This window comes from Ruegeria sp. ABM4_193 (assembly GCF_056158705.1).
Genome location: NZ_JBSWTT010000003.1, coordinates 655,585 through 675,774, shown reverse-complemented (window position 1 = coordinate 675,774; position 20,190 = coordinate 655,585). Strand labels below are relative to the sequence as shown.

The following is a 20,190-nucleotide window of genomic DNA, read 5'->3' as shown; positions in this document are numbered from 1 at the left end:
TCTGGACGGTTTGCGGAAAGTGGTCGAGGAGTAAGTTGATGCGTGTAGGTCATCCCAATAGCCACAGTCAAACTTTGGAACGGAAGCCCGCGCCCTTTTTGCGGGCCATCATCATTCTTTCACTCTTTTGTTTTGGTTTCTTCGGGTCTCGTTCAGCGTTGGCCTGCCAAGTTTGCGTCACCTTGCCCGAGGCTTCTCTGGCGGATCATTTGATTACCGCCGACGTCGTCGTTCTGGCCGCACCCGCGCCGGGTAATCCGTTCAAATTCGTGTCAAAGCGACAGATAAAAGGGTCACAGACCAACCTTGAAAGAACTCCTGACATCCCTTTCCTTGTAGATAGCAGGACACGCGCCGCCTTCCGCGCAAATCCCTCAATGACGGTCCTGATGACGTTCGGAACCGTTACCAAGGATGGCGCAGGGCGCGGCGTTTCACGCAAATGGACGCGGATTTTCAATCTGACCCCAGAGCGTGAAGAATTTTTGAATGCCCTTTGGGCGGAGAAAAATCTTTGGCCGGGTGGAAAGTCCGCATCCGGCGCGCGCGTTGCGTTTTTTGCACGATACCTTTCACACAAGGATCAGGTGTTAAGAGACACCGCCCTGATAGAAATCGACCGGGTGCCGTACAGCAGCATCCAGATATTGCGAAATACGGTCGCCGCAGACAATCTGTTGCGTGAGTTTGACAGCCTCGGTCGGTTGAGCTTCGTTCCGGTTGCGATCCGACTATTGGGTTTGCAGCCCAACGATGAAAAGGCCAAACGCATTGTTCGGTCTCGATACCCCGGGTCTATTCTTCGAAGCTCTGGCTATGCGTATGATTGGGCGCTGGCTGGCATAGCCATAGATGGGCCAACAGCAGTAGACGCCATTGGCTCGGCTTTGCAGGCCGCAAACGTCAAACAAGACCACAAAGAATCCCTCATTCGCGCTTTGACAGATTCTGGTACTGTGTCGCCTGGCCTAAGGGATCAGATCATTCCAATCTTCTCTCGCGAACTTGCCCGGGACAACCTAACGGCCATGGAGATTGCAATTGCCATGCGCAATTGGGATGAGACACGCTTGGACGCCCAGCTCGGCAAATTGCTTCACATGGAAGACATTGATCCGGTCACGCAGTTCGTCATCCAAACTAAACTTTCTTCAAAGGACTGAAGTTCATCACAGCTGACGGATTGGGTCCTCTGATCGGTTCTGCGTTTTGTGCTTAGGCGGTGCACGCCGCTTGATTTTACCGGAAGCCAACACATCTACGCGCCAATTTCAATGCAGTTGGTCGAAGACGTTTTTCCACCTCTCACGTCTCCCTTCGCGACGCCTTCTACACCAATACAGATATGGTTTAATCGAGCAACTCTTCCTCGAAAGGATAACTGGAAAGCAGCTCAAAACCATTGTCGGTTATGAGTACCTGTTCTTCCAGCTTGACCCCATCACGCTCGCCCACGGCCCCTACGTAGCTTTCAACAGTCAGCACCATGCCAGCCTCGACCACGCCGTCATACGGGTTCAGTCCCGAGTGATAGGGAATGATCTTCGGGTATTCGTCACACATACCCACCCCGTGGTAGATACAGGGGTAGGCTTGTTTCTGAAAGGGTTCCGGGATTTCAAACGACTGCTTTTGCAATTCGTGAAAGGTTATCCCGGGACGCAAGAGCGCCATATTGTGCTGAACCTCGTCATAGGCAATCTGATAGATTTCCTTCTGCCGGGCGGTGGGCTTGGCAGGTCCGCAATGGAACGTGCGCGAGACGTCACAGAAGTAGCCCATCGGACCAACCATATCGGTGTCAAATCCAACCAGATCCCCGGATTCAATCACCCGCTGGGTCGCCTCTTGCAGCCAAGGGTTGGTGCGCGGGCCAGAACACAGCATCCGCCCGTCATGCCATCCGCCCTGGTTTGCCAGATTTGTGTAATTCAAAATGCCCCAAAGCTGGGTTTCGGTCACGCCAGGACGCAAAGCCTCCTTCATCTTCGCCATTCCCAGCTCTGCCACCGCCACTGACCACTTGATACATTCAATCTCGTCAGGAGATTTTATCAATCGGGCGCTTTCAGTCAGAGACACACCGTCAACCACCTCGAGACCGCGTTGCAAACAGGCTTGAGTGACAGACGGGTTCACGTATTCGATCGCAACGCGCCGACTGTCAGAGCCGATTTCTTCGAGATATCCATGCAAACGATCTGCCAGCCTGCGTGCATTATCCGCCAGGTTGGGGCCCGCATCAAAAAACGCGATAAAGTCCGCCGGTTCCTCTCGGTCTATCAGTGGACTGTTACCATAACCTCCGAACACAATGGTCGGTCCGTCCTGCGCCATGAAAAGATAGGTTGTGGGTACTCGCGACTGATACAGCTGATAGGAATCGTAATTCGCGGCGTATTGCATACTAAGCGGGTTCACGATGACCAGCGCCGCGACGTCCTGCAGCTTCATCTGTTCCCGGATCCGACCTGTTCGGTACTCAAGAAGCCGCTCCAAATCGATGTCTGGCAGCTCGCGGACCTGACGCAGATCGCTCCAGCTGTCATCCAGAACCATCGTGTCCGGGCATTGTGGCACAATATTTTGCATTGGTGAGGGTCTCATCACTAAAAGCACGTCGCGCAGGCAGAATTGAGCTAGGTTTTTCAAAAAACTATCAATTCTGCGCCAAAATTTATGTCGCGTTCGCCTTCAACCAACGCTCGATTTTCTAAAGAGGTTTGTCCTTCTCGGTCATTCCACTTGAGGACAAAACCCAGCACTTCTTGTTCGAGGAGACAGCCGTTCCTTAGTTGTAGCAAATAAATCCCGCGGCCGCCCTGCTTTTGACTGATGTAAACAAGCAGAAATTCGGCCAACGCGTTCGACAGGTTTTGTTGTCTTTCAACCAACAACGATTGGGCCGCCGCGCAGACAAACCCGCATATGCGTGAAGTTGAGGACGGCGTCGAATGCTTGGAAGATTCCGTCCAAGCATCAAGCTAGCCGGCACTATGGCATCGGACACCGAAGCGTGGAAAGAACTCACGAGACATTCCACAGACGCGGTTTGGGACCGCAAGCTTCGCCCATTGCGTGAAATGCAACTTGTTAAGGTTTGGTTAAACAGTTGACCTTCACTTTCCCGCCGCGCTCATATCGGTGCGACAGGAATCCGAAATAAAGTCATGTCTTGAACCATGAAGATAAAATCGTTGCGTGCCACACCGATTCTGGTGCCGCTTGAGGCGCCATACATCTGGTCTTATGGAACTCTTGACGCCTTCACCAAGTGTGTTGTCGAAGTTGAAACGACCGATGGTTTGATCGGCATTGGCGAAGCACCATCACATATCGCGGCCCCTATCATCAAGGACTGGGCCGAGCTTTTGGTGGGGCGTGATCCACTGGATATTGTTGCGCTGGAACGTCTGGTCCTGCCATCCCAACCCTTCAATCATTCGGTAACCGACTTTGCCAAACGCGGCGCTTGGGGCGGTGTGGAAATCGCCCTATGGGACCTGCGGGGCAAGCTGTGGGGCCAACCCGTAGCCAACCTTTTGGGCGGCATTCAACGCCGGGAGATTCCTTTTACTGACTACTTTTCCTATCGCTTGCCGAATGGCGACGTTAAAGGAGAGACGAACATCGCAGAAGTTGTGGACTATTGTCTTTCTTTGCGCGAGCAATTCGGCACAACATGGTTCGAAGGCAAAGTGTCGAACCATGACCTGCGGGCCAACATTGATCTGATGCAAGCTCTGAGGGATGCCCTTGGTCCCGACACTATGCTACGGATCGATAGCAACCAGGCCTTTAGCCTGCCGTCGGCACTTTACCTTGCGCCTGCGTTCTCCGAGATCGGGTTGCGGAACTGGGAGGACCCGACACCCGAATGGCGTCAAATGCGCAAATTGCGGCAGCATTGCTCGATCCCGTTTTCCGGTCACAATCTGGACCTAGGAAAAGCTGTCGCATACGGCGTTCCCGATGCTTTGGTCTCGGACGTTGCCGGTATGGGCGGCTTTTCCGCAATGATGCGTTTCGTTTCTGCCTGCGAAGGCGCAGGGATAGACTTTTGGTGCTACTCAGGTGACAGCGGGTTGGGCACTGCGGCCTACTTGCACGCATGCGCTGCCCACCCGCATATCCGCGAGCCCAACCAATCCCTCCTGCGCCAGCAGCCCAATGACGTGATCGTCGAGGGGCCATTCAGCCCGCGGAACAACCACCTGATGCTTCCTGAAGGACCAGGTCTGGGTGTCACATTGGATCGGGACCGATTGGCTTATTGCGCAAACTTGCTGTGCGAAAATGGATTGCCAAACAAATTTTTCGACCCGGATTCCCCAGGCACGATGCGGCGGCTGCCGCTGATCTGAATGAACAAACGCAGAGACCAAAGATGACAAAGACGATTTCTCTGGAACAGGTTGAAAACATTGCTTTCGCCGCCTTGTGCAACTCTGGCGCCAGTGCAGAACAGTCGGCCCCCGTTGCCCGGTCGATCCGCGCGGCCGAAGCGGAAGGGACACGCAGCATTGGGCTGGGCTTTTTGCCCTACTACTGCAACCATTTGCGTGTCGGAAAGATCCGGGGCGAGGCCGTCCCCGTCGTCACACAATTGCTGCCCGGCACCGTCGCGGTAGACGCTGCGGATGGCTTCGCGCATCCTGCCTTTGAGGCTGCCGAAAACCTTCTGGTGGAGACGACCCAGACTCAAGGTATAGCGGTGCTTGGAATATCCAACGCTTACGCGTGCGGCGTACTTGGGTACTTCACAGATAGGCTGGCGCGGCGAGGGCTGATCAGCCTGATGGCAGCAAATGCGTCTTCGACCATGGCGCCGTGGGGTGGCAAGACACCATTCTTTGGCACCAATCCCTGGGCCTTCGGAGCCCCACGAGAAGGCGACCCTTTGGTTATCGACAGCTCATCTTCGGCGACAGCCTTTGTCAATCTGGCCAATGCGGCGGCCACTGGGGAACCTATTCCTGCGCACTGGGCATTGGACACGGAAGGCCAACCGACAACCGACCCGACTGCGGCTATGGCTGGTTCCATTGCGCCGGCGGGCGGGCACAAAGGTGGAGCTTTGGCGCTTATGGTCGAAGTCCTGTCTGCTGGTCTGAGTGGTGCGCATTGGTCGTTCGAGGCTTCTTCTCTGGGCGACGATATTGGCGGGCCGCCTCGTTTGGGCCAAACCATTATTGCGATCCGGCCTGACGGGCTTGGCGCAGTGGGTTTTACAAGATCGTTGGAGGGGATGCTTGCCGCCATGGTTCAGGATGAAGGCGTCCGGATCCCAGGCGATCGGCGACACAAGAACCGCAAACACGCTGTGACCGACGGTGTTCAGTTGTCTGAAACCGAGGTAACGGCATTGATGGAATTGTCAAAGTTGGAACTGTGAGGCGCGAAGCTTAGAACTTACGCGTTTGAACACGGCACTAGTTTCAACAGGGCAATCGGGACAGACGCATCAGGACCGCAACGCGTGGTCTGTAGAAAGGAAAATACCCTTCTTCTACAGGTTCTAATCATTGGCAATTCGTCCTTCTGCACATGCGATTCAGAAACAAAGGACGCTTCCGAGTTCTAACGCAACGCGTGCGAGAGCACCTAGTTTTAATGCTTGGTGCAATTGCACAATTCCGCACGTTTAAAGACGTCATGCTCGACGGCTTAAAGGTAGAAGTTTTCCTCCCGTCTGATGAACACAGTGCTGCATTTTCAAAGCCTTTTCCGGTCAGTGACACAGTTGTAATCAGCGCGTCTGGATACCAGACTTCAACCCTCTGGACGCGGTTCAACTTATCCCATAGAACCACGTGCAACGCATCGTCCAGAAAAGGACCAAGTTCATGATTCATCCGTCGCTGGGCTGAACGCCCCAAATCATCCAGAGCAAAAAACGCTCGATCTTGCGACTTTGAGGCCGGACCGAATCCGGTGTTTGAATCATGACAGACCATATCCTTGTGTCCCAGGCGCAAACGCGCGCTGAGTTGTTGCCGCTGATCAAGCTAGCGGTTCCTTTGATGGTGGGACTTGCTGCCGCGCTTTTGATCGGTGTGGTCGATACTGCGATGATCTCACCCCTCGGAACTGTGCCTTTGGCGGCAGCTGGAGTGACCACTGCGGTTTTGATCATTCTGATCTCTGCCCTTTGGGGCGTTGTTACAGCGCTTTCAGTTCAGATCAGTCAGGCAGAGGGTGCCCGGGACCCTAAAAAGGTCGCCCTCGCTTTGCGTAGCGGGCTTTTGCTTTGCTTGCTGGGCGGCGGGCTTGCGGCCCTTCTCATGGTGGCTTTTTACCCTCTTTTAGGTCTTTTGGGTCAACCAACGGAAGTTCTTGCGATCCTTTTGCCCTATTGGATGTCAATGGCGGTCTGGATCATCCCATTCACCTTGTTCTTTGGCCTCAAGGCACTTTTCGATGCGGTGGGACGGCCCTGGACCGCAGTGGGCCTGTCCTATCTCGGCGTGCTTATCAACGTGCCCGCCAACTACACCCTGATCCATATTCTGAACCTCGGGATTCTGGGCGCAGGTCTGGCCAGTATTCTTTCACAATGCGTGTCTCTGATTGCTGCTCTTATTGTTCTGAAACGGGCCCCGGGATTGGCTGCGTTTCGTCAACGGGTTCAGGTTGTCTGGGCCGATGTTTGGGCGCAGGCCAAAGACGCCCTGCCGCTTTGTCTTGGTTATGCAGGCGAAGGCGGCGCATACGCCGTGGTTGGTCTGATGATGGGGTGGCTTGGTGCCGAAGCCCTTGCGGCACATCAGATTGTCAACGCACTGGCAGGATTGGCTTACATGATCCCGCTTGGAATGGCTGGCGCGGCCTCCATCCGCGTGGGCCTTGCAGTGGGGGCTTGCGACACCTCACGGCTGCGACCAATCCTGAAAGCTTCGTTTGTCATGGTGACCCTCTGGCAGGCGATTGCAGCAATCGTGTTCATAACCGCTGGTCGAATGATGGCGGAATCCATGTCCGACGATCCTGCGGTGGTCGATCTTGCAGTCACTCTGTTCATTATCGTCGCACTGTTGCAGGTTGCGGATGGCGTTCAGGGTACTGCGCTTGGTGCGTTAAGGGGCATGTCTGACATGAACTTGCCTACTGTCATCACACTGACCGCGTATTGGCCACTTGCCCTGCCAGCAAGCTATGCCCTCGGCTTCGTTTTTGATTATGGTGCCATGGGTGTTTGGATAGGGTATACGATCGGTTTGGTCGTCGCGGCGGTTGCATTACCCATTCGATTTTGGTCGCTGACCAAACAATAACAGCCGTAAATCCAACTTGAGCAGCCTTCAGCGGGGCGACCCTCCGATTGCGATAGTTATTTCCCGTGCTGCATCCAGGACCATTTCGCCGAAATAGGCGACGTTGGCTTTGTTGATCCTTGCTGTTGGGCCCGAGACGGAAATACCAGCACAAGGAATGCCGAACTGGTTTAAAATAGCGGCACCTGTGCATGACATGCCTGCATAGCGCTCTTCATCATCAAAGGACCAGCCGCGTTGCCTGACCAGCGTCAGATCCTCTAACAACGATATAGTTGATCGATGTGTGCGGTCAGTAAAGGCTTCGTAAGCGACATCTGACAGCAGAGCTTGAACCGCATTCGTGCTCATTTCGGCCAGCAATGCCTTTCCGGTCCCGGACGCGTACATGGGCGTCCGCGCGCCCGGAGGAAAGAAAGCGCGAATTGGATTTCCGGTTTCGACCTGACTGACGAATACGACGTGGCTGCCGTCAGGCATGGCCATGTTCGCGGTCTCACCAGTATCGCGCATGAGCCTGCGCAGGATGGGCCGGCCGATTTCAACCACACTGTTGCGATTGAGGTAGGAGGCGCCTGTTCGATAGGCCTCGATACCGACCATCCATTCCTGGCGTTGCTCGTCGAAACTGACATAGCCGCGGTTGGACAGCGTCGTCAGTATGCGATGCGTTGTCGCCGTTGGAACGCCGGTTTCCCGACTGAGGTCGCTGAGCGTAGAGCGTTCCAGGGCTGCGAGCGTTGTCAGTGTTTCCAACGCGCGGTCGAGGGATTGCAATGTCCCGGCCGAGCTTTCCTTGAAGATTGATTTGGGCCGTCCTCGCGGTTTTTTGTGATTCTGCACCGGTTTTTTCCTGTGTGGTTAGGACCTTGATTTTAGGCGTCGGAGCGTGTTCTTCAAAATCGGCATTTTCCTTCGCCAATATTGAAAAACTGTCTCTTTCATTTCTTTCAGTACGTTATGGTATTTTTCCGTATAGTGAAAAACTTTTTCGAGAAAATTGCAAAGCGCGCGTCTTGGTAAGATAATTTTACCAAACCGGAGGATTTTCATATGTCCACACAGAACCCAGTTTTCATTCCCGGCCCGACCAACATCCCGGATCGCTTGCGTTTGACGATGCAGGTTCAGACGCAGGACCACCGCGCGCCGGATTTTGTAGAGACATTTGCGCCCGTGCTTGAAGACACCAAGCGGGTGTTTGGCTCCAGCGCGGGTCAGATCATCACCTTCCCGGCCAGCGGGACGGGCGGATGGGAAGCGTCGATCACCAACACACTCAGCCCCGGTGATACGGTTCTGGTGGCGCGCTATGGCATGTTCAGCCATCGCTGGATCGACCTGTGTCAGCGTCACGGGCTGGATGTTCGGATCATCGAATGCGCGTGGGGCAGCGGTGCGCCGGCAGACAAGTTTGCCGAGGCCCTGGCAGCCGACAAGGCCCATGAGATCAAGGCGGTTCTGGTCACCCATAATGAGACGGCCACCGGCGTACGTTCGGATATTGCGGCGGTGCGTAAGGCGATGGATGCTAGTGCTCACCCGGCGATGCTGTTTGTGGATTGCGTCAGCTCGCTGGCCTCGATGCCGTTCGAGTTCGATGACTGGGGCGTTGATATCGCGGTCTCGGGCTCGCAGAAGGGCTTCATGCTGGCGACCGGCATGGCGATCCTGTGTGTCAGCCCCAAGGCGCTGGCGGCAATGGAGACGGCACAACTGCCGCGCACCTTCTTTGACTTCCGCGACATGATGAACGCCAACGCATCGGGCGGCTTTCCCTATACCCCGCCGCTGCAGCTGATCTATGGCATGGGTGAGAGCCTGAAGATGCTGTTCGAGGAAGGCTTGGACAATGTCTATGCCCGCCACTTCCGTCTTGCCGAAGGCGTGCGCAAGGCCACCTCGGCCTGGGGGTTGGAGCTGGTGGCGCAGTCGCCGGATCTCTACTCGGACACCGTCAGCGCGATCTATGTACCCGACGGCTTCGACAGCAATGCCCTGACGGATCACGCCTTCAACGCCTATGGCGTCAGCTTTGGCATCGGGTTGGGCGAGATGAACGGCAAGGCCTTCCGCATCGGCCATCTGGGCAGCCTGACGGACGTGATGGTTCTGTCCGGTCTGGCCACGATCGAAATGGCCATGGCCGATCTGGACTATCCGATCGAGCTGGGCAGCGGTGTGGCCGCAGCGCAGGAATACTTCCGCGCGGGCCGTGCCACACCCATGCAATCTGCAGCGTAAGGAGGCCCCGATGTTGGATGCAATGACCACAGCCGATTGCCTGACCATCGCCGATATGCGCGAGGCGCATGAGCGGATCAAACCCCATATCAACCGCACCCCGGTGTTGCGGTCGGAGTATCTGGACGATCTGACCGGCGCGCAGCTGTTCTTCAAATGCGAGAACTTCCAGGAGGCGGGCGCTTTCAAAGTGCGCGGGGCCTGCAATGCGGTCTTTGGCCTGAATGACGAGGCCGCCGAGCGCGGCGTCTGCACGCATTCTTCCGGCAACCATGCGCTCAGCCTGTCTTATGCGGCGGGCCGCCGGGGCATTCCCTGCAACGTGGTGATGCCGCGCACGGCACCGCAGGCCAAGAAGGACGCGGTGCGCCGCTATGGCGGGATCATCACCGAATGCGAGCCCTCGACCACTTCGCGCGAGGCGGTATTTGCCGAGGTGCAGGCGCGCACCGGCGGTGAGTTCGTGCACCCCTATAACGACCCGCGCGTGATCGCGGGGCAGGCGACCTGTTCGGCAGAGCTGCTGGAACAGACCGACGGGCTGGACGCGGTGGTTGCGCCCATCGGCGGCGGTGGCATGATCTCGGGCACCTGCCTGACCCTGTCGAACCTGGCGCCTGAGGTGCAGATCTATGCCTCGGAACCGGAACAGGCCGACGATGCCTATCGCAGCTTCAAGGCCGGTCACATCATCGCTGATGACGCCCCGGTCACCATTGCCGACGGGCTGAAAGTGCCGCTGAAGGAAAACACCTGGCACTTTGTGTCGAACTTCGTGCGCGACATCCACACCGCCAGCGAAGACGAGATCATCGCGGCGATGAAGACCACCTGGAAATACCTGCGCATCGTGATGGAGCCCAGCTGCGCCGTGCCGCTGGCCACCATCCTGAAGCACCCCGAAGCCTTCAAAGGCAAACGCGTCGGCGTGATCATCACCGGCGGCAATGTGGATCTGGACAAACTGCCCTGGACCCGGGGCTGAGGAGGACATCATGAACAAGCCCGCAAACATCGAGCAACTCGAAGTCGGCTACGACATTCCCGCCGCCATCGGCATGGACGCATCCGAGATTCAGACCCCGGCGCTGGTGCTGGATCTGGACGCGCTGGAACGCAACATCCAGAAGATGGGCGATTACGCCAAGGCCCACGGCATGCGCCACCGGGTGCATGGCAAGATGCACAAATCCGTCGACGTGGCGCAGCTGCAGGTCGAACTGGGCGGCGCCTGTGGCATCTGCTGCCAAAAGGTCTCGGAGGCCGAGGTGTTTGCCCGTGGCGGTATCAAGGATGTTCTGGTCTCCAACCAGGTGCGTGACCCGGCCAAGATTGATCGGCTGGCGCGGATGCCCAAGCTGGGTGCGCGCACGATCTGCTGTGTGGATGACATCGACAATGTCAGCGATCTGTCCGAAGCGGCTGAGCGCCACGGCACCCAGATCGAATGTCTGGTCGAGATCGACTGCGGCGCGGGTCGCTGCGGCGTGACCACCACGCCCGAGGTCATCGCCATCGCCAAGGCCATCGACGCGGCCCCGGGGCTGAAGTTTGCCGGTATCCAAGCCTATCAGGGTGCGATGCAGCACATGGATCTGTATGAGGATCGCAAAGCCAAGATCGACATCGCCGTGGCGCAAGTCAAAGACGCCGTGGACGGGCTCAAGGCCGAAGGGCTGGACTGTGACATCGTCGGCGGCGGCGGCACCGGGTCGTATTACTTCGAGAGCACCTCGGGCGTGTACAATGAACTGCAATGCGGCTCTTACGCCTTCATGGACGCCGATTATGGCCGCATCCTTGATGAAAACGGCAACCGCATCGACCGGGGAGAGTGGGAGAACGCCTTCTTCATCCTCACCAGCGTCATGAGCCATGCCAAGGCAGACAAGGCCATCGTGGATGCCGGTCTCAAGGCCCAATCCGTGGACAGCGGCCTGCCGGTGATCTTCGGGCGCACGGATGTGGAATATGTCAAATGCTCGGACGAGCACGGCGTGGTCGCCGACCCCGACGGTGTTCTCAAGGTCAATGACAAGCTGCATCTGGTGCCCGGTCACTGTGACCCAACCGCCAATGTGCATGATTGGTATGTGGGTGTTCGGAACGGCAAAGTTGAAGCGCTTTGGCCGGTCTCCGCGCGCGGCAAGGCTTACTAGCCGCCGCACATGCGTCCCGGGCGGCAGTTATCCCTTCCCCTGCCGCCCGGACCTGCACCCCAAAGCTCAAGGAAAAGGTCATGAAAGATATGACAGACAAACCCCTGCTGATCGTTGGAGAAGACCTCTGCCAGCAACTGGTCGGACGCCGCGAGGCCTTCGATGCGGTTCAGGACGTCTTTGCCGCCATGGCGCGTGGCGACGCCTATAACTTCCCCGTCATTCGTGAGGCCATTGGCTATGCTGATGCGCTATATGGCTTCAAATCCGGCTTTGACCGCGCCGGTCAGGTGCTGGGCGTCAAATCCGGCGGCTACTGGCCTGGCAACATCGATAAGTGCCTGACCAATCACCAGTCCACCGTGTTCCTGTTCGACCCCGATACCGGGCGGCTCTCGGCACTGGTGGGCGGCAATTACCTGACCGCCGTGCGCACCGCTGCATCCTCGGCCGTGTCGATTGCCCATCTGGCGCGCAAGGATGCCAAGGTGCTGGGCATGGTCGGCGCAGGCCACCAATCCGCCTTCCAGCTACGCGCCGCTGCCGAACAGCGCGATTTTGAAAAAGTCGTCGCCTGGAACCCACACCCCGAGATGCTGCCCCGCCTGGGCGCGGTCGCAACCGAGCTGGGTCTGGAGTTCGAGGCCGTCAGCCAAGAAGATCTGGGCGCACAGGCGGATGTCATCATCACCATCACCTCAGCCTTCGAGCCATTGCTGATGAAAGACTGGATCAAACCCGGCACCCACCTGGCCTGCATGGGCACCGACACCAAAGGCAAGCAAGAGGTCGACGCCGCGCTGGTCGCAGCCGCCACCGTCTTCACCGACGAGGTCGCCCAGTCCATCTCCATAGGCGAGGCCCAACACGCCATCGCGGGCGGCACCCTCACCGAGGACCAAATCACCCCCATCGGCGCCGTCATCAACAGCGACCACAAGGGCCGCACCAGCGCCGAAGAAATCACCCTCTTCGACGGAACAGGCGTCGGACTACAAGACCTCGCCGTCGCATCAGTCGCCGCAAATCTCGCAGATCAAGCAAGGCTGGCTGAATACGTCGCACTGTGATCATCCACGAAAAAGAGTGAACGGATGCTCACCCAGAGCAGTTTGCTCTAGGCCAATCTTCGGATAAGGCGACAGCGTCCATCCCGGACGCTTTCGCACACAAACAACGTCAGGCACTGAAAGAAAACGGCTCGCCCAAGGTATCAGGGTCGACCTCAACCCCCAGACCTGCTCCTTTCGGCACGTGCAGCAATCCGTCAGTGCAGGGCGGCATGCCGGTCGCATTCTGTACCGTCACCCAATTCATGAAATCCACCGTGTGAGCTGCAAGCCGCACTGGGAGTCTTGCCATCATCTGAGCTGTGGCGGCCGTGTTGATGGTGCTTCCGCCAGTATCTTCAATGGTCACCTTCAACCCCAGCTGCACGGCCACATCACTGAGCAGCCGGGTTGGGCCAACCCCACCGATCCGGGCCATTTTAAGCGTTACCCCCGAAACCATCCCATCGGCATGAGCGACTAGCATAGGCTCGAGACCCGTGATGCTTTCATCCAAAATGAACGGATGAGGACAAGATTGCGCAACACGCCGGTTTTCAGCCAAAGACATACAAGGTTGTTCAAGCCAAAAATCCAGATCGCCCACCCCCCGTAAAAAGCGAAGCGCATCTTCAACCAGCCATCCACCATTGGCATCCGCATAGAGCGCAACATCAGAAGGAACAGCGCTTCGGACTGCGCGCAAACGCTCGATATCTTCCAACGGGTCCTGTCCAACTTTGACTTGTAGACGCCGGTAGCCTTGCTTTAGATAGGACAGCGCGCTCTGCGCCATCTCATCTGGGGCAGCCTGACTGATCGAGCGATAGAGCGTAACGGATCGAGTGGCACCCCCGCCTAAAAAGGAACAAAGCGGCATCCCTGCCCGGCGCGCCGCCAAATCCCACGCGGCCATGTCAATTGCGGATTTCACCCCGGACTGGCCCAGCATGGCCGCGTTCAACGCCTCGGCCAATTGAGCTGGTGCGTCAGACGGTCGACCAATCACCTCTGGTAACAACCGCGCTGTGCCTTCCGCCATCTCTTCGGGAAAAGCCTCGGCATAAAACGCCCCAAGGGGCGCCGCCTCTCCCCAGCCGATGGTGCCGTCAGCCGCTTCAAGCGCGGCGATCACAGCGTGGAAGCCATGTTCGGTCTGCCCACGGCACACATACTTTCCTGCGGCAAAGGGTTGGTATTGCTGCCAGGCTCGGGCCGAAACAATGGGAGCAGGTTGGATCATGTGACCGCCTTAGACCGCCGAAGCACGTCAGTCGGAACAGCTTGCAGGTTTAGCATTGCGTTCTCATTTGCCTCTGTCAAAACCTTCAACTTTCTTTTTCAATTCTTCGGACGGTATGTGCCGCGTCAAACGGTTATCAGGCCAAACCAAGTTGTTCTGAACATATGCCACCGCCCAAATACGAAAAGAAGGATCCCGACCCGACAATTTGTCAAGTCGCCCCTTCAGCGTCGCGCTTCGCGGCGATCATGCCCAGTAGCTGTTCTTTGGTGCGCCGGATATGGTTGGCCAAGACGTCGCAAGCCTCTTCAACTTTACGCTCTTGCGCCAGCCGCAACAGGTCGCGATGGTCTTTCTTTGCCGGTTCGCGCTGCTTCATCACACTCAGATGCATACGCACATACCGATCCGATTGCAGACTGATGCGATCCAGCAATTCGTTGGTGAGTTTCCGCTTCGAGGCGGCGTAAAGCGCTGAATGATATTCGTAGTTCAAAACACCCCACTTCCCCACATCGTTTTCGTCATAGGATCTCTCCATCTCGGTCAGAATCCCTTCGCACCGTGCAAAGTCAGCGGATGTCATATTTGGGATAGCGTGGTGAAACAGATCCACTTCGATCAGGATGCGCAAATCGAAAATTTCGCCAATTTCTCTGAGGGAATGTTTGGTGACAGAGCCGCCTCGATTGTTGGCCCATTGCACAAGACCCTCGGCGTTCAGGCGTTTGAGCGCTTCACGGACCGGCATTCGAGAAACATCATATTCTTCAGCCAGAGACTCTTGCCGAATGGTTTCACCCTCGGCCAGTTCACCGCTCAGAATACGTTCCCGCAGATCATTTGCGATGACCTCCGGCAAGCTCTGCTTGGTGATTGCTCGTTTTCCTGCCATTTCAAATCTAGCCCTGCAGCATTTTAGTTAGGGGTACCGAGTTTTCGCAATTTCTCAATGCCGAACCAATGATTTCGCACCGGCAGAATGCTTCCACCAGGCCGTGCGCGGGGTATGGATACACGCGGTCAAACACCCCAGGTATCCGACAGACGATAGCCGCCGGGCCAAGGATCGTCAGGGTCAAGCATATGCTGGTGAATACCTGTGATCCATCCTCGGCCACTGATCTCGGGTATGATCGCCGCGCGACTGCCCACCTGCGCCACGTCAACGATCCGGCCCGTAAAGCTCGACCCGATGATTGAGGTGGCTTCAAACGTCTGACCAGTCGTCATCAATCCTTTTGCGACCATCAACGCCATGCGTGCGGATACTGCTGTTCCGGTGGGCGAGCGGTCGACCTTACCCGGTTGGATTGCGACAGCGGACTTACCGGTCAGCCCTGTTTCGGTCTCAGTCAACGGACCACAGAAGGCACAGAACGAGATATGATCCCACTCGGGATTTTCAGGATGCGAGAACCCAAGCTGCTCATTGGCTGCGTTTGTGATCTTTACGCCCAAACCGGCGATGTCGCGGGCTTCATGTTCGGCAATTTCGAAGCCCAGTGCGTTGGCATCGACCACAACAAAACTGTCGCCGCCATAGGCCGTATCCACGTTGATCGTGCCCAACCCCAGCACCTCAAGCGGGACCGACAGCTTATCGGCGAAACTGGGCAGGTTCTGTACAAAAATACGCCGCGCCTTGCCATTGCTGCACTCAGCCCTAACCCGAACCAGCCCGCCCGGGGCCTCTAGCACCATATGGGTTTCGGGTTCCTGCATCGGAATGATCCCGCCATCCAGCAGCACGGTCGAGACACAGATCGAATTTGACCCTGACATTGGTGGTGTGTCTTCCGGCTCCATTATAATCCAGGCTGCGTCGGCCTCGGGGTGTTTCGGGGGCACCAGCAGATTGACATGGCGGAACACACCGCCGCGGGGTTCGTTCAGGACAAAGTTTCGCAAGGTCTGGTCTTGCGCGATGAAATTGCGCTGCGCCCAAACCGTTTCGCCGGGTGGTGGGGTAACACCTCCAACTATGACATCGCCCACCTCGCCTTCAGCATGCGCCGAAATCACGTGTATCGTCTTGCTGCTACGCATTTGGCTCCTCAATTATGTTGCGCGACAAGCGCTGGTTACCGCGAATGCCGAAGTGGTTTTCATCGCGCATCCTTGAGCTTAAAAACCGTGTGGATGCGTAAGGCGTCAAGTCAAGCATGGGTTTCGCGCCCGTGGCCAGATCAGCGATAAGCTCAGCGGTGCCTGCGGATTGGGTAAGGCCCAGATGGCCGTGGCCAAAGGCATATAGAACCTGAGGCGCTCGGGCAGAGCGGTCAATGACCGGCAGGCTGTCTGGCAACGATGGGCGGAAACCCATCCATTGCGTCCCACCTTCAAGGTTCAAGGCAGGCAGGAACTGCCCAGCCTTGGCCAACAGTGTATCGGCACGCTTGTAATTTGGGGCCAGCTTCAACCCACCCAGTTCAACCGCGCCTCCAACGCGGACACCATCGTTGATCCGCGTCACCACGAACCCGTGCCCGCCAAAGGTCAGGTGCGTGCGCAGATCAAAAGCGCCTGCTGGCAGGGTGGTGTTGTACCCGCGCTCGGTCTCAAGCGGAATGTGGTCATCCAAGGTTGCAGCCAATTGGTGCGACCATGCCCCGGCAGCCACAATCACCTGACCGGCCGGAACGTCACCATCTGTCGTTGAAAGAGTCACGCCCGCATCGGACCGGGTCAACGCCTCAACACCCGCGCGTTCAACACGACCTCCGCGCGCCGTGAATTGCGCGGCCAGATGGCTGGTCCAGAGGGCCGGATCAACCGTGTTCATCCAAGTTGGTGTAAAGCCCGCATGGGTAAATCGGCGGTTCAAACCGGGCTGAACCTCGGCAATCTGTTCTGGGCTATCCAACAGATCAAATGGAATGCCATGCTCCCTGCGCAAGTCCCAAGTGGGCAGGCTGGCACGAAACTCAGCTTCGCTTTCGAACAGCTGTAACTGGCCCTCGCGCCGTATCAGCGTCTCGCCATCCACCTCTTTGATTTGACGTTCCAGCGCGGCGCGGCAGTGGTTCATCAAAACGGCCTGCGCTGACAGCGATGCCACATAGCGATCACGCCAACTGGCTCGCCAGAACCGCAGCATCCAAGGCGCAATGTTCAACGCATATGCGAGAGGAATCGACAACGGGCCCAACGGATCAAGCAGCCACCCCGGCGCTTTGCGCATGATCCCGGGCGTAGCAAGCGGCACAATGTCGGTAAAGGCAAACGCACCGGCATTGCCTTTCGAAGCCCCTGCCCCAATACCTTCACGGTCAAGAACCAGAACCTGCTTGCCGCGCTTTTGCAACTCTAACGCCGCGCTGATACCAACGACACCAGCGCCTATCACAACGATTTCTGTTGGGTTGCTTTGCTGCATCGCTGGAAAATCTCAATCTGTAGTTCAAGCTCAGAGGCCGATCACGCCGCACCCTGAAATCTAAGTCAAAGGAAGATCCCGTCGCGAAAAGGGTCGTTTTGCGCGAAAACCAATTTGCCTTCCCCCATGATATACGCCCGGCCGGTCAGCGTTGGGATCACGCCCCCGTTCGGCCCGGCGTGAAAACTCAGGCGATACGAGCTGCCGATCACACTTTCCTGAGTGATCTCTTCACCAGGGGCCAGCACTCCATCCGCAGCCAAACACGCCAGTCGCGCCGAACTGCCCGTGCCGCAAGGGGACCTGTCATATTGATCATCTGGGCACAGCACGAAATTGCGGCTGTGAATGTCCTTGGTGGGCGACGGGCCCTGCAGGATCACATGGTCCACCGGTTGTCCGTTTTCACCACATACCTTCTGAGAGATACAAGCTTCGCGGATGGCAATGGATAAGTCAGTCAAAGCGCGAATGTTCACTGGTTCCACAGCAATTGGGCTGGGGTCGACAATAAAAAACCAGTTTCCGCCATACGCCAAGTCACCTATCACCTGACCATAGCCTGCGACCTCAATCGCAACCGACCTCTTGACCCGGCGGCTTTCGATATTGGTGACACGTACGGTATTCGCGTCCAGCAGATCGACCGTGATCTGACCGGCTGGCGTTTCAATCTTATGCGTACCCGGCGCGATCCGGCCCAGATGCGCCAACGTCACCGCCAGACCAATCGTGCCATGCCCGCACATTCCCAGAACCGCATCGGCATCGAAATAGATCACGCCAGTTTCGCAATTCGGGTCTTCTGTCGGTACAAGTAGCGCGGCCACCATGCCAGGCTGCCCGCGTGGTTCCAGCAAAACAGACTTGTAAAATGCCTCATGCTCTGTGGCCAGACGACGGGCCCTTTCGGCCAATGAGCCAGATCCCAGATCGGGTGCCCCATCCAGGATCACCCGCGTGGGCATCCCGCCCGTATGGCTGTCGATCACATGCATTCAGCTATCACTCCGCCCTGCTTCGACCAGTCGGCAAACCACGCGCAGAACAGGGCATATTGCTGTTCGCAATACTTGCGTTGCGCATCCGTCAATTCGTCGGTCTCAACAAAATGCAGTCGGTATTCCGTTTCACCGTTCAGAACCAACAGATGCTTGTAATACAGCACCAGATCGGTGCCTTCGTCAAAGCTTGCCAACACACCAAAGGCTTCTTCCAGCTCACGCGCGCGCAGACGGGCTTCGGCATGACCAGCCGCCGCTTTTTGGCACAGGCCCGCAAGCAGCAAAGCCTCTTTCGGCAGCGCCGTTCCAATCCCGGTGATCGCGCCAGTTGCTCCGCAATTGACAAAACCATGATAAACTTCGGTGTCTACGCCCACCATCAGCGTAACCTGATCGTCTTGTGAGGTGATATGCTCTGCCGCGTAGCGCAGATCGTCCTTGCCGCCGAATTCCTTGAACCCCACCAGATTTGGGTGCTCGGCCCGCAAGGCAAAGAACAACTCGGCCCGGGTCGCAAAGCCATAGACAGGACTGTTGTAAATGATGGCCGGAACGTCGGGTGCTGCGGACAGGATTGCTTTGAAATGGTTGCGCTGTGCCGCGACCGAGGACCCGCGAGACAAAACGCGAGGGATGACCATAAGCCCTGCTGCGCCCACTTTTTGCGCATGTGCCGCCAGCGCGACCGCTGATTTCGAGTTGATTGCACCTGTACCGACGACAACAGGCAAACCTGCTGAAACCAAACGCTCGACACCTTCCATCCGCTCAGTATCCGACAGCAGCGGCCAGTCACCCATCGAACCACAATACACAACGGCAGACATACCGGCCGCGATCATTTCCTTGCCCTTTTTGACCAGGGCATCGAAATCGGGTGTCCGATCGTCTTTGCAGGGGGTCATTAGGGCGGGCATGATGCCGGTAAAGACATTCTTGGACATGAAGGTATCCTTCCTCAATGCGTCAGGGGCCAAAGTGCTTTGGGCGCGTCGGCCGAAACTTTACAGGTCGCCCAGTCGTTCTCCGGACGTTTCAGTGGCTCAAACGAACCGCGATACGTGACACTTGCGAACCTGACCGCCAGCAGCGAAACAGGTGGTCAAAGCCGCCATATTCACGATTTCTCACGAACGTTGGCTACTATGAATCACCTACTATCGTTTCAATATGGGATTTTGGATCCAAAATCCATAATTGATTGATACGTCCTCATAGACCTGGTTGGCAATGACCAGTGCACTATGTGCAGCAAGGTGTTTTCTCGGTAACGGTTGAGTCCCAAGAGACCGGATCTGAGAGCCCTAAATGGATGCAAGATCAAAAGACTGGAGAATGTTCCAGTCTTCGACAGGCACGTTTTGACTCGACCTTACCAAATGTAAGCGCCGGAAACTGATCTGCTTTCCAATCATGTCTTCATAAACATGGGCTTCTGCAGATTTGATTTCCGGGGCAATCGGACCGTAAGCCACACTTACATGAGGCAGAAAGTCCCTTGGACACTGGGATGCCGGCAAGGCACTGGCCAACTTTTCCTGCTCGCGTACCAATTCCGGCGTAGGTGCAAGATCCAGATAAAGCGACTTATAAAACACGTTTTCAGCACCAATCCCGGTCACGGTCAGGTTGCAACCGGAAAGACCCGCTGAGAATTTGCCCAGAGTCGCCTTCAGTTCTGCCTCTTCCCCCGCGATGTCACCCACCAGAGTTACATGTGGGATAAACGATGGTGTGCCGTTTGCATCAGCAAATTGCTTGATCCTTTTACTCAAGTCAGTCAGCAGAGGCTCTTCTGGCAGCATCCAGATTGAAAAACTTGCAACATTAGCCTTCAT

General features: G+C 56.8%; 18 protein-coding genes. 8 read left to right on the top strand and 10 right to left on the bottom strand.

Annotation, left to right across the window (positions count from 1 at the left end; all coding sequences use genetic code 11):
* Window positions 1–389 precede the first annotated feature (389 nt).
* Window positions 390–1,163 carry a hypothetical protein gene (locus tag ACXADZ_RS21410; RefSeq protein WP_475199757.1) on the top strand — a complete coding sequence of 258 codons (774 nt, stop codon included), beginning with the start codon at window positions 390–392 and terminating at the stop codon, window positions 1,161–1,163.
* Between the two features lie 187 nt (window positions 1,164–1,350).
* On the opposite strand, the gene ACXADZ_RS21405 is transcribed toward ACXADZ_RS21410, so the two are convergent.
* Both ACXADZ_RS21405 and ACXADZ_RS21400 read right to left on the bottom strand, forming a co-directional pair.
* Entirely contained in the window at window positions 1,351–2,592 is a 1,242-nt protein-coding gene (locus ACXADZ_RS21405; RefSeq protein ID WP_475199755.1) for a M24 family metallopeptidase, read from the bottom strand.
* Window positions 2,593–2,648: 56 nt separating this feature from the next.
* Window positions 2,649–2,897 carry a hypothetical protein gene (locus ACXADZ_RS21400; RefSeq protein ID WP_475199753.1) on the bottom strand — a complete coding sequence of 83 codons (249 nt, stop codon included), beginning with the start codon at window positions 2,895–2,897 and terminating at the stop codon, window positions 2,649–2,651.
* A gap of 285 nt (window positions 2,898–3,182) precedes the next feature.
* Here ACXADZ_RS21400 and ACXADZ_RS21395 point away from each other — a divergent pair, with 285 nt between their 5' ends.
* The 3 genes from ACXADZ_RS21395 to ACXADZ_RS21385 all read left to right on the top strand — a co-directional run bounded on the left by ACXADZ_RS21395 (window position 3,183) and on the right by ACXADZ_RS21385 (window position 7,274).
* Complete coding sequence (locus ACXADZ_RS21395; protein ID WP_475199751.1) at window positions 3,183–4,364, top strand: mandelate racemase/muconate lactonizing enzyme family protein; 1,182 nt, start codon at window positions 3,183–3,185, stop codon at window positions 4,362–4,364.
* A gap of 23 nt (window positions 4,365–4,387) precedes the next feature.
* Window positions 4,388–5,395, top strand: a complete 1,008-nt coding sequence (locus tag ACXADZ_RS21390; RefSeq protein WP_475199750.1) for an Ldh family oxidoreductase — start codon at window positions 4,388–4,390, stop codon at window positions 5,393–5,395.
* 550 nt (window positions 5,396–5,945) lie between these two features.
* The gene (locus ACXADZ_RS21385; RefSeq protein WP_475199749.1) at window positions 5,946–7,274 is read left to right on the top strand and encodes an MATE family efflux transporter; all 1,329 of its coding nucleotides are present in this window, start codon (window positions 5,946–5,948) and stop codon (window positions 7,272–7,274) included.
* A gap of 27 nt (window positions 7,275–7,301) precedes the next feature.
* Here ACXADZ_RS21385 and ACXADZ_RS21380 read toward each other — a convergent pair whose 3' ends face one another.
* Window positions 7,302–8,117, bottom strand: coding sequence for an IclR family transcriptional regulator (locus tag ACXADZ_RS21380; protein WP_171669783.1), 816 nt, complete (start codon window positions 8,115–8,117; stop codon window positions 7,302–7,304).
* A 210-nt stretch (window positions 8,118–8,327) separates the two neighbouring features.
* Between ACXADZ_RS21380 and bhcA the strand changes: the two genes are divergently transcribed.
* From bhcA to bhcD, 4 genes are all read left to right on the top strand, one after another.
* Window positions 8,328–9,518 (top strand): L-aspartate--glyoxylate aminotransferase BhcA, encoded by a 1,191-nt coding sequence (bhcA, locus tag ACXADZ_RS21375; protein WP_475199748.1) that lies wholly within the window; start codon window positions 8,328–8,330, stop codon window positions 9,516–9,518.
* Between the two features lie 10 nt (window positions 9,519–9,528).
* Window positions 9,529–10,503: a beta-hydroxyaspartate dehydratase BhcB gene (bhcB, locus tag ACXADZ_RS21370; RefSeq protein ID WP_475199747.1), complete on the top strand. Its 975-nt coding sequence runs from the start codon at window positions 9,529–9,531 to the stop codon at window positions 10,501–10,503.
* Window positions 10,504–10,513: 10 nt separating this feature from the next.
* Window positions 10,514–11,677, top strand: a complete 1,164-nt coding sequence (gene bhcC, locus ACXADZ_RS21365; protein WP_475199745.1) for a 3-hydroxy-D-aspartate aldolase BhcC — start codon at window positions 10,514–10,516, stop codon at window positions 11,675–11,677.
* A gap of 89 nt (window positions 11,678–11,766) precedes the next feature.
* Entirely contained in the window at window positions 11,767–12,747 is a 981-nt protein-coding gene (bhcD, locus tag ACXADZ_RS21360; RefSeq protein ID WP_475200147.1) for an iminosuccinate reductase BhcD, read from the top strand.
* A gap of 109 nt (window positions 12,748–12,856) precedes the next feature.
* On the opposite strand, the gene ACXADZ_RS21355 is transcribed toward bhcD, so the two are convergent.
* The 7 genes from ACXADZ_RS21355 to ACXADZ_RS21325 form a co-directional block, all read right to left on the bottom strand.
* A complete protein-coding gene (locus ACXADZ_RS21355) occupies window positions 12,857–13,969 on the bottom strand; it encodes a mandelate racemase/muconate lactonizing enzyme family protein (RefSeq protein WP_475199744.1) in 1,113 nt (370 codons plus the stop codon).
* A 211-nt stretch (window positions 13,970–14,180) separates the two neighbouring features.
* Window positions 14,181–14,864 carry a GntR family transcriptional regulator gene (locus ACXADZ_RS21350; protein WP_475199743.1) on the bottom strand — a complete coding sequence of 228 codons (684 nt, stop codon included), beginning with the start codon at window positions 14,862–14,864 and terminating at the stop codon, window positions 14,181–14,183.
* Between the two features lie 128 nt (window positions 14,865–14,992).
* Window positions 14,993–16,018, bottom strand: coding sequence for a trans-3-hydroxy-L-proline dehydratase (locus tag ACXADZ_RS21345; protein WP_475199742.1), 1,026 nt, complete (start codon window positions 16,016–16,018; stop codon window positions 14,993–14,995).
* Entirely contained in the window at window positions 16,011–17,348 is a 1,338-nt protein-coding gene (locus tag ACXADZ_RS21340) for an NAD(P)/FAD-dependent oxidoreductase (RefSeq protein ID WP_475199741.1), read from the bottom strand. The genes ACXADZ_RS21345 and ACXADZ_RS21340 overlap by 8 nt, the downstream gene beginning before the upstream one ends.
* 65 nt (window positions 17,349–17,413) lie before the next feature.
* Window positions 17,414–18,346: a 4-hydroxyproline epimerase gene (locus ACXADZ_RS21335; protein ID WP_475199740.1), complete on the bottom strand. Its 933-nt coding sequence runs from the start codon at window positions 18,344–18,346 to the stop codon at window positions 17,414–17,416.
* Window positions 18,337–19,296 (bottom strand): dihydrodipicolinate synthase family protein, encoded by a 960-nt coding sequence (locus ACXADZ_RS21330; protein WP_475199739.1) that lies wholly within the window; start codon window positions 19,294–19,296, stop codon window positions 18,337–18,339. The genes ACXADZ_RS21335 and ACXADZ_RS21330 overlap by 10 nt, the downstream gene beginning before the upstream one ends.
* A gap of 360 nt (window positions 19,297–19,656) precedes the next feature.
* A complete protein-coding gene (locus ACXADZ_RS21325) occupies window positions 19,657–20,190 on the bottom strand; it encodes a 2'-5' RNA ligase family protein (protein ID WP_475200145.1) in 534 nt (177 codons plus the stop codon).

Bases quoted from the DNA above. Each gene is read 5' to 3' on its own strand.
- ACXADZ_RS21395 (WP_475199751.1), top strand. From the start codon at position 3,183: ATGAAGATAAAATCGTTGCGTGCCACACCGATTCTGGTGCCGCTTGAG.
- bhcA (WP_475199748.1), top strand. From the start codon at position 8,328: ATGTCCACACAGAACCCAGTTTTCATTCCCGGCCCGACCAACATCCCG.
- ACXADZ_RS21325 (WP_475200145.1), bottom strand. From the start codon at position 20,190: ATGAAGGCTAATGTTGCAAGTTTTTCAATCTGGATGCTGCCAGAAGAG.
- ACXADZ_RS21330 (WP_475199739.1), bottom strand. From the start codon at position 19,296: ATGTCCAAGAATGTCTTTACCGGCATCATGCCCGCCCTAATGACCCCC.
- bhcC (WP_475199745.1), top strand. From the start codon at position 10,514: ATGAACAAGCCCGCAAACATCGAGCAACTCGAAGTCGGCTACGACATT.
- ACXADZ_RS21350 (WP_475199743.1), bottom strand. From the start codon at position 14,864: ATGGCAGGAAAACGAGCAATCACCAAGCAGAGCTTGCCGGAGGTCATC.
- ACXADZ_RS21410 (WP_475199757.1), top strand. From the start codon at position 390: ATGACGTTCGGAACCGTTACCAAGGATGGCGCAGGGCGCGGCGTTTCA.
- ACXADZ_RS21405 (WP_475199755.1), bottom strand. From the start codon at position 2,592: ATGCAAAATATTGTGCCACAATGCCCGGACACGATGGTTCTGGATGAC.
- ACXADZ_RS21385 (WP_475199749.1), top strand. From the start codon at position 5,946: ATGACAGACCATATCCTTGTGTCCCAGGCGCAAACGCGCGCTGAGTTG.
- ACXADZ_RS21345 (WP_475199742.1), bottom strand. From the start codon at position 16,018: ATGCGTAGCAGCAAGACGATACACGTGATTTCGGCGCATGCTGAAGGC.
- ACXADZ_RS21355 (WP_475199744.1), bottom strand. From the start codon at position 13,969: ATGATCCAACCTGCTCCCATTGTTTCGGCCCGAGCCTGGCAGCAATAC.
- ACXADZ_RS21390 (WP_475199750.1), top strand. From the start codon at position 4,388: ATGACAAAGACGATTTCTCTGGAACAGGTTGAAAACATTGCTTTCGCC.
- ACXADZ_RS21335 (WP_475199740.1), bottom strand. From the start codon at position 18,346: ATGCATGTGATCGACAGCCATACGGGCGGGATGCCCACGCGGGTGATC.
- ACXADZ_RS21340 (WP_475199741.1), bottom strand. From the start codon at position 17,348: ATGCAGCAAAGCAACCCAACAGAAATCGTTGTGATAGGCGCTGGTGTC.
- bhcB (WP_475199747.1), top strand. From the start codon at position 9,529: ATGTTGGATGCAATGACCACAGCCGATTGCCTGACCATCGCCGATATG.
- bhcD (WP_475200147.1), top strand. From the start codon at position 11,767: ATGACAGACAAACCCCTGCTGATCGTTGGAGAAGACCTCTGCCAGCAA.